The 12,630-nt window shown below is 66.1% G+C and carries 15 protein-coding genes; 13 read left to right on the forward strand and 2 right to left on the reverse strand.

Annotated features, from left to right (window positions below; all coding sequences use genetic code 11):
* Positions 1–3: 3 nt before the first annotated feature.
* Positions 4–213 carry a hypothetical protein gene (locus O6X71_RS09615; RefSeq protein WP_244186988.1) on the reverse strand — a complete coding sequence of 70 codons (210 nt, stop codon included), beginning with the start codon at positions 211–213 and terminating at the stop codon, positions 4–6.
* 82 nt (positions 214–295) lie between these two features.
* Positions 296–958: a RadC family protein gene (radC, locus tag O6X71_RS09620; protein ID WP_353465883.1), complete on the reverse strand. Its 663-nt coding sequence runs from the start codon at positions 956–958 to the stop codon at positions 296–298.
* On the opposite strand from radC, the gene O6X71_RS09625 reads away from it, so the two are divergent.
* The 13 genes from O6X71_RS09625 (at position 890) to recO (ending at position 12,596) form a co-directional block, all read left to right on the forward strand.
* Positions 890–1,036: a hypothetical protein gene (locus tag O6X71_RS09625; RefSeq protein WP_353465660.1), complete on the forward strand. Its 147-nt coding sequence runs from the start codon at positions 890–892 to the stop codon at positions 1,034–1,036. The genes radC and O6X71_RS09625 overlap by 69 nt on opposite strands.
* Positions 1,037–1,086: 50 nt before the next feature.
* Positions 1,087–4,266: a YdbH domain-containing protein gene (locus tag O6X71_RS09630; protein WP_353465661.1), complete on the forward strand. Its 3,180-nt coding sequence runs from the start codon at positions 1,087–1,089 to the stop codon at positions 4,264–4,266.
* Positions 4,267–4,313: 47 nt separating this feature from the next.
* Positions 4,314–4,490 (forward strand): YnbE family lipoprotein, encoded by a 177-nt coding sequence (locus tag O6X71_RS09635; RefSeq protein ID WP_132738250.1) that lies wholly within the window; start codon positions 4,314–4,316, stop codon positions 4,488–4,490.
* Between the two features lies 1 nt (position 4,491).
* The gene (locus O6X71_RS09640; RefSeq protein ID WP_353465663.1) at positions 4,492–4,869 is read left to right on the forward strand and encodes a YdbL family protein; all 378 of its coding nucleotides are present in this window, start codon (positions 4,492–4,494) and stop codon (positions 4,867–4,869) included.
* Positions 4,870–5,321: 452 nt separating this feature from the next.
* Positions 5,322–5,642: an AtpZ/AtpI family protein gene (locus O6X71_RS09645; RefSeq protein WP_056488546.1), complete on the forward strand. Its 321-nt coding sequence runs from the start codon at positions 5,322–5,324 to the stop codon at positions 5,640–5,642.
* 70 nt (positions 5,643–5,712) lie between these two features.
* Complete coding sequence (locus O6X71_RS09650; protein ID WP_056056028.1) at positions 5,713–6,471, forward strand: F0F1 ATP synthase subunit A; 759 nt, start codon at positions 5,713–5,715, stop codon at positions 6,469–6,471.
* A 39-nt stretch (positions 6,472–6,510) separates the two neighbouring features.
* Entirely contained in the window at positions 6,511–6,738 is a 228-nt protein-coding gene (locus O6X71_RS09655; RefSeq protein WP_055873230.1) for a F0F1 ATP synthase subunit C, read from the forward strand.
* Positions 6,739–6,792: 54 nt separating this feature from the next.
* The gene (locus O6X71_RS09660; RefSeq protein WP_353465664.1) at positions 6,793–7,287 is read left to right on the forward strand and encodes a F0F1 ATP synthase subunit B family protein; all 495 of its coding nucleotides are present in this window, start codon (positions 6,793–6,795) and stop codon (positions 7,285–7,287) included.
* Positions 7,288–7,324: 37 nt separating this feature from the next.
* Positions 7,325–7,897, forward strand: coding sequence for a F0F1 ATP synthase subunit B family protein (locus O6X71_RS09665; RefSeq protein ID WP_353465884.1), 573 nt, complete (start codon positions 7,325–7,327; stop codon positions 7,895–7,897).
* 203 nt (positions 7,898–8,100) lie between these two features.
* Complete coding sequence (locus O6X71_RS09670; protein WP_056488555.1) at positions 8,101–8,421, forward strand: DMT family transporter; 321 nt, start codon at positions 8,101–8,103, stop codon at positions 8,419–8,421.
* Between the two features lie 313 nt (positions 8,422–8,734).
* Positions 8,735–10,660, forward strand: a complete 1,926-nt coding sequence (gene uvrC / locus O6X71_RS09675; RefSeq protein ID WP_353465665.1) for an excinuclease ABC subunit UvrC — start codon at positions 8,735–8,737, stop codon at positions 10,658–10,660.
* 115 nt (positions 10,661–10,775) lie between these two features.
* A complete protein-coding gene (locus tag O6X71_RS09680; protein WP_353465666.1) occupies positions 10,776–11,753 on the forward strand; it encodes a polysaccharide deacetylase in 978 nt (325 codons plus the stop codon).
* 111 nt (positions 11,754–11,864) lie between these two features.
* Entirely contained in the window at positions 11,865–12,596 is a 732-nt protein-coding gene (gene recO / locus O6X71_RS09685) for a DNA repair protein RecO (protein ID WP_136190996.1), read from the forward strand.
* The last annotated feature ends 34 nt before the right edge of the window (positions 12,597–12,630 follow it).

Consider the following 12,630-nt stretch of genomic DNA (forward strand, 5'->3'; position numbering starts at 1 on the left):
AGATCAGTCGGCCTTGCGCACCCGATCTTTCGCAATGCGGGTCTCCGCCAGGATCTGCCCCTGCGCCTCGACGGCGGCATTGAGCAGCCGATCCGAGGTTTCGGCCGCGGCGTCGGGCGTCAATGATACCGCGACCCCGTCTGGCCCGTCGACCATGACCTGACCATGCTCGGCGGTTACCTCCGAGGCTTCGTCGTGCAACTTGTTATCCACATGTAATTCCTTCGCCCTGACAACGAAGATACGACTGAAAAGGCACGAGGAGTTTCGGATGTTTCTCCTTTATCTGATTGCGTCAGATCAACCCCTGCGCGCGCAGGCTGACATGGCCGCCGGTACCCATCACGATATGGTCGTGGACGGTGATGCCGAGCCGCTTGCCTGCCTCCGCAATCGTCCGCGTGATGTCGATGTCGGCGCGGCTGGGGGAGGGGTCGCCGCTCGGATGGTTGTGGACGAGGATGATCGACGCGGAGCCGAGGTCGATCGCGCGGCGGATGACTTCGCGGACATACACCGCGGCCTGGTCGATCGAGCCCTTGCTCATCACCTCGTCGCGAATCAGCATGTTCTTGGTGTTGAGATGCAGCACGCGAAAGCGCTCGATCGCGTGGTGCGCCATGTCGGCGCGGAGATAATCGAGCAGCGCCTGCCAATTGGCGAGCACCGGGCGGTCGCTGACGTGCGATTGCAGCAGGCGGATCGCGGCGGCGTGCGCGATCTTGATCGCGGCGGTCGAGATTTCGCCCATGCCCTTCACCCGGCCGAGCGCCTCGGCATCCGCGGTCAGCACGCCGCCGATCCCGCCGAACTCGCGCATCAGAGCCTTGGCGAGCGCCTTGGTGTCGCCGCGGGGGATAGCGATCGCGAGCAGATATTCGATGAGTTCGTGATCGAGCAGCGCGTCGCTGCCGCCCTCGAACAGGCGTTTGCGAAGGCGACCGCGATGGCCCTTCAGATCGTCCCCCCGGACGTCAGCGTCTTCGTCCGGATCGGCTATTTTGCGATGCTAGCACATCCCTGGGCAATTGCATGACGCCCTCGCTCCCGCCTATGCAGGCCGCGAAAGCGTAGCGGAGTGAGTGGGTGACCGAGACGAGCGAGACGGGGGCCGACCCCGGGGCCGACCCCGGGGCCGACCCTCGCCGTCCTGCGACTGCTCGCCGCGTTGCGCTGGGGATCGCGCTGCTCCTGATCGCCGCGCTGGTCGTGCTGTGGCTGGTGCGGAAGCCGATCGCCGAGGGGTTTATCGACCGCGAGCTTGCCAAGGCCGGCGTGCCTGCGCGCTATGACATCGCGGACCTTGCCCTGGGTGGCCAGCGACTGACCAACGTCGTGATCGGCGATCCGGCGCATCCCGATCTGGTCGCCGACTGGGTCGAGACGCGGACTGGCGTCGGCTTGTCCGGGCCGTATCTGGAGGGCGTACGCGCCGGGAAGGTCCGGCTGCGCGGGCGGCTGGTCGACGGCAAGGTCTCGCTTGGCGCGATCGACAGGTTGCTGCCAGCGCCGTCGGGGAAGCCGTTCGCGTTGCCGGCGCTCGACGTATCGGTCGCCGATGGGCGGATGCGGCTGGAGACCCCGCAGGGGATCGTCGGATTGAAGCTGGCGGGCTCCGGCAAGCTCGACGACGGGTTTCGTGGATCGCTGGCGGCGATCAGCGAGCGGCTCGATGTCGGCGGGTGCGGGATTGATCGGCTCGCGGCGACGGTGAAGCTGCGGATCGACGCGGCGAAACCGACGATCACTGGGCCGGTCCGTGTGTCGCGGCTCGCCTGCGGGACGACGCAGGCGGAGCGGATCGTGGCCGATCTGGACGTCGGACTCTCCGCGGCGCTCGATCGCTGGCAGGGCAAGGCGACGCTCAAGACGGGCGCGGCACGGACGCCGGGTGCGACTTTGGCGAGTGTCGGGGGCACGATCGACTTTACCGGCGCCGCGGCGGCGACCGGCGGCGAGGCGGACATCGCCGCCGACACGCTTCGCACCACCGAGGGCGGCGCGCGGCGGGTTGCGTTCGCGGGCACCTACCGGATCGGCCAGCAGAGCGCGTTCGACGGGCGCGTCCAGGCGAGCGGGGCGGCAGTGGCGCAGAAGCGACTCGCCGGGTTGGCGGGAATCGGTGATGCGGGCGCCGGGACGCCCGTCGCGCCGTTGGCTAAAGCGGTGACCCAGGCGGTCCAGAAGACCGGCCGCGGATTTGCCGCGGACGCCGACGTTCGCGTGCGGATCGACGGCGGGCGCGGCAAGGCCGTGCTGTCGCGTCTGGCGCTCGCCTCTGCCAGCGGTGCGCGCGTGGCGCTCGGTGGCGGGAGCGGCGTCGCGTTCGGCTGGCCGAACGGTGGCGTGCGGCTCGACACGGTCCTTGCGATGCGCGGCGGCGGCTTGCCAGAGGCGCGCGTGTCGCTGGTGCATGCGAAATCAGGCGCAGCGATTCGCGGTGTTGCCACCATCGCTCCTTATGCGGCGGGTGGCGCGAGCCTGGCGCTGACCCCCGTCACCTTCAGCGCGACGCCGGGCGGGGCAACCTCGATCGCGACGCGCGTTACGCTCGGGGGACCGATCGGTGCGGGCGGTCCCGCCAACCGGGTCGATGGTCTGTCGATGCCGGTTGCGGCGCTTTGGGACGGTCGTGGGCGATTGGTCGTCAACACCGGTTGCGTGCCTTTGGCAGTCCAGCGCTTTGCGATCTCCGGCCTCGTGCTCGATCCGTCGCGGCTGACCTTGTGCCCGCTCGACGGTGCGCTGGTGCAGATCAACGGCGCGCAGGTCAGCGGCGGCGCGAAGATCGCCGCGGCCAAGCTGGGTGGGCGACTCGGCACGACCCCGATCACGCTGGCGACGGCGGGAGCGACCGTGCGGCTGGCGGATCGCGGCTTTGCGATCGACGGCGTGCAGACCCGGATCGGCGCGCCCGAACGCATCACGAAACTCGATTTCGGCACCGTCACCGGTCGCATGACCGGGCAGGGCGTGGCAGGCGCGTTCACGGGTGGCTCGGGACAGATCGCCAACGTGCCGCTGCTGCTCGGCGAAGCCGCCGGCGACTGGACGCTCGTCAAAGGCGCGCTCAACCTCACCGGCGCGATGGGGGTATCTGATGCCTCACCGACGCCGCGTTTCAAGCCGCTCGTCGCGCGCACCGTGACGCTCGCGCTGGTCAACGGCGCGATCACCGCGGCGGGCACGTTGTTCGAGCCGACCACCAACACCAAGGTCGCCGACGTCACGCTGACCCACGCACTCGGCGCCGGCGCAGGCAAGGCCGACCTGAACGTGCCCGCGATCGCCTTCGCCAAGGACAGGCTACAACCTGACGCGCTGACCCCGCTGACCTTCGGCGTGATCGCCGACGTCAACGGATCGGTCAGCGGCGAGGGGCATATCGCCTGGAGCCCCGAGGGCGTGACTAGCACCGGCGTGTTCCGCACCGCCAGCACCGACCTCGCCGCCGCGTTCGGCCCGGTCACCGGAATCGCGACCGAGATTCGCTTCACCGACCTGCTCAACCTCCAGAGCGCGCCGGGGCAGGTCGCGACGATTCGTACGCTCAACCCCGGCATCCCGGTCACCGATGGCACCATCCGCTACCAGACGCTGCCGGGCGCGCGCGTGCGCGTCGAGGGCGGGCGGTGGCCGTTCGCGGGCGGATCGCTGACGCTCGATCCGACGCTGCTCGATTTCTCCGCGCAGTCGGAGCGGCGGATGACGTTCCACGTCGCCAACATGGCGGCCGACCAGTTCTTGCAACAGTTCGATTTCAAGAATCTCGATGCGACCGGGATCTTCGACGGCGTGCTGCCGATGATCTTCGACGAGACCGGCGGCCGGATCGAGGGCGGCGACCTGCGCGTCCGGCCGGGCGGCGGGACGCTCGCCTATGTCGGCGATCTCAGCCAGAAGGATCTCGGCGTCTGGGCGAACATCGCGTTCCAGGCGCTGAAGTCGCTCCGCTACCAGTCGTTGCGAGTCGGCATGAACGGGCCGCTCGCGGGCGAGATGGTCACCGACGTGCGGTTCGCCGGGATCAGCCAAGGCGAGGGGGCAAAGGCGAACTTCATCGTCCGTCGCCTGCAAAAGCTGCCGTTCATCTTCAATATTCGGATCAAGGCGCCGTTCCGCGGTCTGCTCGATTCGGCGCAGAGCTTCTACGATCCGAAGCGGCTGATCCAGCGCAACCTCCCCGCGTTGCTGCAGCAGCAGGCCGCGCCGCCTCCTCCGAAACCCCCAACCATTCAGCCTCCCGCAAGCAGGATCGTGCCATGACCGAAACAGGATTGAAGAAGCTGGAGCAAAGGCCGATCTTGCAGAAGATGACGAGGACGATCGCGATTATCGGGCTGTTGGCCGCCCTGCCGGGCTGCATCAACGTGTCGGCGCCCGACAAGCCGATCGAGATCAATCTCAACATCAACGTCACGCAGGAAGTGGTCTATCGTCTCGATGGCGAGGCGAAATCGTTGATCCAGCAGAATCCGGGGATATTTTGATATGAAGAAGGTCATTGCCATGATTGCCGCAGCCGCGGTTCTCGGCGGCCTTTCGGTGGCGGCGTCGGCGCAGCGCGATCCGGCCTATGCCGCGGCGCGTGCCGGGGGCGAGGTCGGCGAGCAGCCTGATGGGTATCTAGGGCTGGTCGGTGCGGCGAGTGGCGATTTGCGTGCGCTGGTCAACAACATCAATATCCAGCGCAAGTCGGCGTATACGCAGAAGGCGCAGGCGAGCGGCGCGACGGTCGAGCAGCTCGCGTTTACCAGCGGCTGCAACCTGATCATGCAGACCAACCCTGGCGAGAAGTACAAGACTCCCAACGGTGTCTGGAAGACCCGTACCGCTGGCGCGCCCGAGCGTGATTCGCGCTGCGTTTGACCTTCCATCATGCCGGGCTCGTTCCGGCATCTACGGTTCCGCAAATTCGATACCCGTGAATGTGCGGAACGGTGGACCCCGGAACAGGTCCGGGGTGACGGAGAAGGAGGGGGCGTTCCCCCCGTGGCGCGAGGTCCCGGCTTTTGCCGGGATGACGAAGAGCGCGGCCGTTCCGACGCCCATCACTAAAATCCTCGCCCGCCAGGGGGAGGTGGCTGGCCCTTGCCAGACGGAGGGGGAGGCATGCGAAACGTAGGTTCCGTGTCCTCCCCCCTCCGTCACCTTCGGCGACCTCTCCCCCTGGCGGGGGAGGATCGAGCGGCCCCATTGATGACACCCCTGTCACACCGGTTGACTTGCACCCCCCCCTTTTCTAAACGGACCGCGCCTTGGCGGGATCGCTCGTCGCTGCTTGCTTCCTCCCCGATGCGAAATCAGGTGGAGGAACGTGCGTGGCGGAGATCGAACCCGGACAGGACCCCCAGGGTGTTGAAGATCCGCGACTTTCCGCGCTCGATGAGCGATTGCGAGAGGCGCAGCATCGGGAAACGCTCGCAAAGGGGCAGAAGGGGGCGGATGCCGAGCGGGGTTACTCGCAAGGCAATCGCGTCATTTCCGCTCTCATCGGGAGTCTCGTCGGCAGTGCGCTGATCGGGTGGTTGATAGACCATTGGTTCGGCACTGGCCCTTGGGGACTGATCGTGCTGCTGTTCCTCGGGATAGCGGTCGCGTTCAGGCAGATCATTCGAATTTCAGGCGAACGCCCGGAGTAACCGGGCGTTTGTCGTATCAAGACGGCAGGGATTCCACGTGGCGGCAGAACAGGGCGGCAAGATCGATCCGATGCACCAGTTCCTGATCGAGCCGGCGTTCGGCTCGCACTGGATCGTTGGTGGCTATGACCTGTCGTTCACCAATTCCGCATTGTGGATGGTGGTGACGCTGGTCGCGCTTTGGGCGTTCATGATCGGTGGTATGAAGCGCGAGCTCGTGCCCGGTCGCTGGCAGATGGCGGTCGAGGGCTTCACCGGCTTCATCTCCGGCATGCTCGAGCAGAATGTCGGCCCCGGCGGCAAGCGCTTCGTGCCTTACGTCTTCTCGCTGTTCATGTTCATCCTGTTCGCGAACATCATCGGGCTCCTGCCATTCGGCATCGTCCCCGGCGTGCACCCGTTCACCGTGACCAGCCACATGACCGTCACCGGCGTGTTGGCGCTGATCAGCTTCGCGATCGTGCTGCTCGTCGGCTTCGGCAAGCATGGCTTCCACTTCTTCTCGCTGTTCGTGCCGAGCGGCACGCCCGCACTGATGATCCCGCTGATCTTCGTGGTCGAGCTGATGTCGTTTCTGGTGCGTCCGTTCTCGCTCGGTCTGCGACTGTTCGTGGCGATGACCGCTGGGCATATACTGCTCAAGGTGCTGGCCGCCTTCGTGATCAACGGTCTGAACCTCGGCGGGATGTATATCGGTCTGGTGAGCGCGCCGAGCATGCTGCTGATGATCGGCATCACGCTGCTCGAGCTGCTGGTCGCCGCGATCCAGGCATACGTGTTCGCTTTGCTGACGTCGGTCTATCTGAACGACGCGGTCAATCTCCACTAAGTTTTCCATTACCTAACTGATTTTCAAAGGGAATTTACCATGGACGCACAAGCAGCAAAGATGATCGGTGCCGGCCTCGCAGCGATCGGCATGGGCCTCGCGGCACTCGGCGTGGGCAACGTGTTCGCACAGTTCCTCGCCGGCGCTCTCCGTAATCCGGGCGCAGCCGACAGCCAGCAGGGCCGTCTGTTCATCGGTTTCGCAGCAGCCGAGCTTCTCGGTCTGCTCGCCTTCGTCACGATGATCATCCTCGTGTTCGTCGCCTAACAACTCGCTGAATTGGCCGGGCGACCGCGCCCGGCCGTTTCACGAAGGACCGACATGCCCCAGATTTCCCAGATAGCCGCTACCTACGCCTCGCAGATCTTCTGGCTGCTCCTCACCTTCGGCATCCTGTATTTCGGGATCGGCAAGGGAATGGTGCCAAAGATCGTGTCCAACGTGGACTCGCGCGAAGGCCGAATCGCGAGCGATCTGGCGGCAGCGGTCGCTGCCCGTACGCAGGCCGATACGGTCCAGGCGAACTGGCAGGCCGAAATGGATGCGGCCCGCGTTGCGGCGCAGGCCGAGACCGCGGCAGCAGCCAAGCGTGCGGCGACCGCGTTCGAGCAGCAGGTCCACGCGGCCGATGCCGAACTCGCCGAGCGTCTGGGTCATCACGATCTGGCGGTAGCCAACGCGAGGGCCGAGGCGCTGTCGAACTTGCAGGGTGTCGCCGCCGAAGCAGCACAGCAATTGGCCGCCAAGGTCGCTGGTCTCCAGGTCAGCCTGGACGCGGCGACCGACGCGGTACGCAGGACGACGGCGCATGGCTAATCCAGATTCGGCCGCAAAGGTCATCCACGAAGAGGGCATGGCGCCCGAAGGTGCGATCGACAACCAGGGCCTCCAGGGGCACACGGCCGCGCCCGGCGGCGTCGAGCATGTCGCCGATCCGACCGCGCTCGGCCTGACCTCGACCGGCTGGGTCGCGGTGGCGATGATCGTCGTCATCCTGCTGATGATCTGGAAGAAGGTTCCAGGGATGATCGGCAAGATGCTCGACATGCGCATCGCCGGCATTCGCACGCAGCTCGACGAAGCCAAGGCGCTCCGTGCCGAAGCCGAAGCGATCCGCACTGAGTACGAGGCAAAGGCGAAGACCGCGCACGTTGAAGCCGAAGCGATGAAGGCCCACGCACACCACGAAGCCGCGGCGATCATCGCCAAGGCCAAGGCTGGCGCCGAAGACCTGATGACCCGCCGCGCGAAGATGGCCGAGGATAAGATCGCCGCCGCCGAACGCGCCGCGATTGCCGAAGTCCGTGCGCGGGCTGCCGATGCCGCGGGCAAGGCCGCTGGTATCCTGATCGCCGAGCACCACGACGCAGCCGCCGACCGCATGATGGTTGACCGCTCGATTTCGGGTCTAGCCCGCCTCAACTAACCGGGGGCAGCGTTGGAAGCGCTGCCGTTCCCCCGCAAAGGCGGGGGCCCAGGATCTCATAGGACAGCGCCCGCAACCCTGGACTCCCGCCTCCGCGGGGGAACGGTCGTTCGCTTGGCGCTTTTCCTGTTTTGCACAGACGGCCGTCTCTTCCCGGGTTTCCGGCGGCCGAGTCTCCAATCTGAGCCCGTTGGAGAACATTCATGTCCTGGCTCATCCTCGCCGTCGCCGTCGTCACCGAAATTTGCTGGGCGCTCAGCCTGAAATGGGCGGCCACCGTCGCCACGTGGCAGGCCTCCAGCGTCCCGATCATCCTCAGCTTCGTCAACATGGGCCTGCTCGCGCTCGCCATGCGCGGCCTCCCAGCGGGCACAGCCTATGCGATCTGGACCGGCGCCGGCGCGATCGGCGTTATCATCGGCGGCGTCATCCTGTTCGGCGACAAGGTCAGCGGCATCCAGGCCTGCTTCATGGCCCTGACCGTTGTCGGCATCGTCGGTACCAAGGTCTTCGCGCAAACCTGACTTTCGTTGCCCCGTAGGGCATGAAGAAGGTTGATTCACGCGAAGGCGCAAAGGCGCGAAGAGAGGGTGGGTTCACGCGGAGACGCGGAGACGCGGAGGTGTTGGACACGGGGGTGACGGACCGGCTAGCTTCAAGCCGATACAAGCCTTCGGCAGTTTGAGGGCGACCGCTGCACTGCTCGAATCTTCTCTCCGCGGCTCCGCGTCTCCGCGTGAACCAACTCCTCCCTTCTCTTCGCGCCTTAGCGCCTTCGCGTGAACATCACTGCCTTAAGCTGGCATAACCCCCTCGCACTCCCTAGATTCCTAAGCGATGTCATCTCCCAATTCCCCCGACCGGTTCAACGAAGACAAGTCCACGTTCGCCGTCCGCGGTGGTGGTGAAGCGCCAGACCTCGCGGCGGGCGTAGCCGCGATCCGCAACGTGCTAGACACGCTGCCGATCCGCCCCGGCGTCTACCGCATGCAAGACGCGCGCGGTGACGTGCTCTACGTCGGCAAGGCGCGCGCGCTACGGAACCGCGTTGCGAACTACGTCCAGGTCGAGCGGCTGACCAAGCGCCTCCAGCGGATGGTGTCGCAGACGCGGTCGATGACGATCGTCACGACCAACAACGAAGCCGAGGCGCTGCTGCTCGAGTCGCAGCTGATCAAGCGCTATCGCCCCGCCTACAACGTGCTGTTGCGCGACGATAAGAGCTTCCCGTTCATCCTGCTGCGCGACGACCACGCCTTCCCGCGCGTCCAGAAACACCGCGGCGCGCGCCGGGCGAAGGGCAATTACTACGGGCCGTTCGCCAGCGCCGGCTCGGTCAACAACACGCTCAACGCGCTCCAGAAGCTGTTCCTCCTGCGTAGTTGCACCGACAGCTTCTTCAAGACGCGCGACCGGCCCTGCCTGTTGTACCAGATCAAGCGCTGCTCCGCGCCGTGCGTGGGCCGGATCGACAAGGCTGCGTACCGGGAACTGACCGAAGATGCGAAGGCGTTCCTCGGCGGCAAATCGACCGGCGTGCAGGCCAAGCTCGGCGCGCAGATGCAGGCGGCTGCCGAGAACATGGACTTCGAACTCGCGGCACTGCTCCGCGATCGTCTTCGCGCGCTCACCTTCATCCAGGGTACGCAGGCGATCAACGCGGAGGGCGTGGGCGACGCGGACATCTTCGCGATGGCGTGCAAGGACGGGCTGATCGGCATCCAAGCGTTCTTCATCCGCGGCGGCCAGAACTGGGGCCATCGCAGCTTCTTCCCGCAGCACACCAACGACGTCCCCGAGGACGAGGTGCTGACCAGCTTCCTCGGCCAGTTCTACGAGGAAGTCCCGCCGCCCAAGCAGATCCTGCTCGACCGCGAACTGACGGAAGGTGCACTGCTGGCCGAGGCACTAGGCGAACGCGCCGGCTACAAGATCACGCTGCAGGTCCCGCAGCGCGGCGATCGTCGTCGCCTGATGGATCAGGCAAAACGCAACGCGATCGAGGCGATCGAGCGGCGCCAGGCCGAATCGACCACGCAGGCCAAGCTGCTGCGCGAGGTCGCCGACCTGTTCGACCTCGCCGAGCCGCCCGAGCGCATCGAGATCTACGACAACAGCCACATCCAGGGCACCGCCGCGACCGGCGCGATGGTCGTCGCGGGGCCCGAGGGCTTCCGCAAAGGCCAGTATCGAAAGTTCAACATCAAGAACAAGGATACCGCGCCGGGCGACGATTTCGCGATGATGCGTGAGGTCTTCACCCGCCGGTTCTCGCGTGCGCAGGCCGAGGACCCCGATCGCGATTCGGGCGACTGGCCGGATCTCGTCTTGATCGACGGCGGCAAGGGCCAGCTCAACACGGTGAAAGCCGCGCTCGAGGAGATCGGCGTCGAGGACGTGTGCCTGGTCGGGATCGCCAAGGGCCCCGAACACGGTCGCGATGGCCGTGAGGTGTTTCACATGCTCGACGGTCGCGAGTTCCAGCTCCCCATCAACGCGCCGGTCCTTTTCTACCTCCAGCGGCTCCGCGACGAGGTCCACCGGTTCGCGATCGGCGTCCACCGCGACAAGCGCAGCAAGGCGATCGGCGCCAGCCCACTCGACGAGGTCCCCGGCATCGGCCCCGCGCGAAAGAAGGCGTTGCTGATGCACTTCGGCACTGGCCGCGCGGTGCGCAACGCGAGTTTGCAGGATCTCCAGCAGGCGCCCGGCGTATCGGCGGGCGTCGCGCAACAGGTCTATGACTTCTACCATTCGCGGTAATGCGTGGGGGCGCAGCATAAATCACGAGCGCTCCAGGTAAAAAACTAATCCAAATCAGGTTGAATTGGATAAAAACGAAACACCATTTTCATCACTGATTGTTACAAACAAGCCCGTGACTACCCCTGTCTTTCTGACCGTCGATACCGAGTTCGCCTGGCGCCACCATGCCGCCGGTCTCGATTGCGACGCGATCTACGCGCGTTCGCTGGAGCCGGCTGGAGTCGGACTAGGGTATCAACTCGCTGAACTTGCGCGGAATGATTTGAAGGCGTGTTTCTTCGTCGACCCTATGCCGGCGATCACGTTTGGGCCCGCGCCCATCCGCCGCATGGTCGAGACGATCCTTGACGCCGGGCAGGAGGTCCAGCTCCACCTCCACCCCAACTGGACCAGCGCGCAGGCGGGTGATCGCGGAGTCGCGCACGGCCGGTTCCAGCTCTACACCTACAGCCTCGATGAACAGATCGACCTCCTCGTTCGCGCCACCGAACTGCTGGTGGAGGCCGGCGCGCCGCACCCGATCGCGTTTCGCGCGGGCAGCTATGCCGCAAACGATGACACGCTTACCGCACTCGAAGGCCTGGGCTTCGCCTATGACAGCAGCCACAACGGATCGGAGGCGCCGCACACCAGCCGCATCTCGCTCCCCGCACGCCAGATCGCCCCGGTCCGGCGTGGGGATGACACTGGCATCGTCGAAGTCCCAGTGACGGTGATCGAGGACCTCCGCGGTCGGATACGCACCTTCCAGCTCTGCGCCTTGTCGGCGGGCGAAAGTTACGATGCGCTCGAACACGCGGCGGTGTCGCATCATGCCGCGGTGACGATCGTCAGTCACGGTTTCGAACTCGCCAACCGCCGCGGCACGCGCGCGAACGCGGTTCATGTCCGCCGCTTCCAGGCATTGTGCACCATGCTCGCGGAGATGCGCGACGTGCTGCCGACCACGCATTTCACAGATCGCCCCGTGCTCGAACTGGACCGCGGCGACGTCCCGCTTGGCCCCGACCCGGTGCGGACGCGGTGGCGACAGGCCGAGCAGCTCTGGTCGAACTGGATCTCGGAACGCCCCCGGTCGCGGCGTACCTGACGTGCGCGCGCCTCAAGTGCGAACTCGGTATGACACCGCCGATCGCTCTTGGCTCGGGTCGCGAATGCGTTGAGGAGTTGCTTCCGGTCGAACGAGGCTCGATGAATACTCATGCACCTTCGCGCCTCTGCCATCGTCGTCGCCGTTCGCCAGCATGGCGAGCATGGCGCGATCGTACGCGCGCTGACCCGGAATGACGGCGTCCAGCCTGGCTACGTCCGTGGTGGGCGGTCACGCGCGATGCGGCCGGTGCTGCTGCAGGCGAACGTCATCCAGGGCGAGTGGCGCGCGCGGACCGGCGAGCAGCTCGCGTCGTTGACTGCAGAGTTGATCCACAGCCGCGCGACGCTGCACGGCGAACCGCTCGCCGCGGGTGCGCTTGAATGGGCGACTGCGCTGGCCGCCGCCGCTCTTCCCGAGGCGCAGCCCTATCCGCAGATTCACGACGCGCTCGACGGCGTGCTGGGTGCAATCGAGAGCGCGCCGTCCGCCCGCGGCTGGGCGGCGGCGCTGGTGCGGTACGAATTACTGGTGCTGGCGGAACTGGGGTTCGGACTCGATCTCGACCGCTGCGTCGCGACCGGAGCGGAGGATGATCTCGGCTTCGTGTCGCCAAAAAGCGGCGCAGCCGTCTCGCGTGGGGCGGCGTTCGGGTATGAAGGCAAGCTCCTGCGATTACCCGACTTCCTGCTGGCAGGCGGTGAAGCGGCATGGCCGGACATCTTCGATGGCCTGCGGTTGACCGGCCACTTCCTCGCCCGAGACATCCTCGTCGACCGTCGCGCCGATCCGTTGGCAGCGCGCGACCGGCTGGTCGATCGCCTGAAAAGGGCGGTTGCGTGAGCGCGCACCGCCCGGCAAGGGCCGCGCAGGAGGA

Origin of the sequence: Sphingomonas faeni (assembly GCF_040407505.1) — a bacterium.
GTDB classification, from domain to species: domain Bacteria; phylum Pseudomonadota; class Alphaproteobacteria; order Sphingomonadales; family Sphingomonadaceae; genus Sphingomonas; species Sphingomonas faeni_E.

Excerpts from the sequence above, each read along its gene's own strand:
- O6X71_RS09640 (WP_353465663.1), top strand. The coding sequence starts at position 4,492 with ATGAAGAAGGTCATTGCCATGATTGCCGCAGCCGCGGTTCTCGGCGGC.
- O6X71_RS09635 (WP_132738250.1), top strand. The coding sequence starts at position 4,314 with ATGACGAGGACGATCGCGATTATCGGGCTGTTGGCCGCCCTGCCGGGC.
- O6X71_RS09660 (WP_353465664.1), top strand. The coding sequence starts at position 6,793 with ATGCCCCAGATTTCCCAGATAGCCGCTACCTACGCCTCGCAGATCTTC.
- O6X71_RS09655 (WP_055873230.1), top strand. The coding sequence starts at position 6,511 with ATGGACGCACAAGCAGCAAAGATGATCGGTGCCGGCCTCGCAGCGATC.
- O6X71_RS09665 (WP_353465884.1), top strand. The coding sequence starts at position 7,325 with ATGGCGCCCGAAGGTGCGATCGACAACCAGGGCCTCCAGGGGCACACG.
- O6X71_RS09670 (WP_056488555.1), top strand. The coding sequence starts at position 8,101 with ATGTCCTGGCTCATCCTCGCCGTCGCCGTCGTCACCGAAATTTGCTGG.
- O6X71_RS09650 (WP_056056028.1), top strand. The coding sequence starts at position 5,713 with ATGCACCAGTTCCTGATCGAGCCGGCGTTCGGCTCGCACTGGATCGTT.
- recO (WP_136190996.1), top strand. The coding sequence starts at position 11,865 with ATGCACCTTCGCGCCTCTGCCATCGTCGTCGCCGTTCGCCAGCATGGC.
- uvrC (WP_353465665.1), top strand. The coding sequence starts at position 8,735 with ATGTCATCTCCCAATTCCCCCGACCGGTTCAACGAAGACAAGTCCACG.